We start from the raw sequence: 1,168 nt of genomic DNA, 5'->3' as shown, positions 1-1,168 counted from the left end.
GGCTGGACCATGGCCAACACCGGGGATCTTGTTGCTTCGGGTGATGTTGACGCCGATGGCAGGGACGACATCGTCGCGGCTTACCAGAACGGAGACAACACCTTCAGCTTCCATGTCTGGAAGAACGGCAGCAGCTACGCCGGTAAATGGTCTACCTCCGGCCCTTACGCTCTCGGCCCCGTCGCCGGACGCCTCGTCCTCGGCAAGTGGAACTGACCTTCATCCGGCAACGCAGGTCCGGGCACGAGACGGCCTCTTCGCCCGGGCCTGCGCCCTGCGGATGGCATCCGTCCGACCTTCGGTGCCTCATCTGCCCGCACTGTCTCCAGCGATAGAACCGCCGCTTCGACCATCTTCTACGAAGGATCTTCATGTTCGGCTCTTTTATGCTTCGTGCCGGCTGCATGGGCACGGCAGTCATCACCGGTTTAGCCGTCTCAGCCTCGACAAGTCCCGCTCTGGCCGAGCCGACACCTCCGATCACGGCAGCCGCCTACCAGCTCGCTCCATGCGACCCTGGCGGCACCACCACGAGGGACACCGAGCTCGCCACCCGCCTCAACGGCAGCCTCAACGCCAAGATGCGCGGCTACATGTCCGCCTACCGCGTCTCCTGCGCGCGGATGATCGTCAAAGCCGTTCGCGAACGGGGGCTCGACCTCCGAGCCGCGGCGATCGCCATGACCACGGTCATCGTCGAGAGCAGCATCCAGAACATCAGCGAGAAGGTCGATCACACCAGCCTGGGTCTGTTCCAGCAGCAGGACAACTGGGGTAGCGCCGCGCATCGTCTCGACCCCATCTGGGCCACCAACGCGTTCCTCGACAAGATGATCCGGCTCTACCCCAATAACAGGTGGAAAACCGCACCCATCGGCGAAGTGTGCCAAGCCGTCCAGGTATCGCAATATCCCAGCAGGTACGCGGAGCAGGCCGGTGACGGTCAGATCATCGCCAACACGATCTGGCCCTACGCGCTGGGAGGGGCCGAGGCTCCGGCGATGATGCGTGATGACGGTGACGGCACGATGACCATCTACCGGTGGTCGTCTAGCGGTTCGTCGTTCGCACGGGCTAGTGACTACACCTCTGGCGGCTGGACCATGGCCAACACCGGCGACCTTGTTGCTTCGGGTGATGTTGACGCCGATGGCAGGGACGACATCGT

Annotated in this window: 2 protein-coding genes; both read left to right on the top strand. The window is 63.4% G+C overall.

Annotated elements, in window-relative coordinates; genetic code table 11:
- On the top strand, positions 1 to 216 hold a 216-nt coding region (locus AB0K18_RS50295), incomplete at its 5' end, for a hypothetical protein (RefSeq protein WP_364930299.1).
- Positions 217 to 404: 188 nt separating this feature from the next.
- The coding region (locus AB0K18_RS50290; protein WP_364930297.1) for a VCBS repeat-containing protein at positions 405 to 1,168 on the top strand (764 nt) is incomplete at its 3' end.

The sequence above is a fragment of the Nonomuraea sp. NPDC049421 genome (assembly GCF_040677005.1).
GTDB classification, from domain to species: domain Bacteria; phylum Actinomycetota; class Actinomycetes; order Streptosporangiales; family Streptosporangiaceae; genus Nonomuraea; species Nonomuraea salmonea.
Note: the sequence above shows the minus strand (reverse complement) of the source record. Positions and strands in the feature narration are given on the sequence as shown.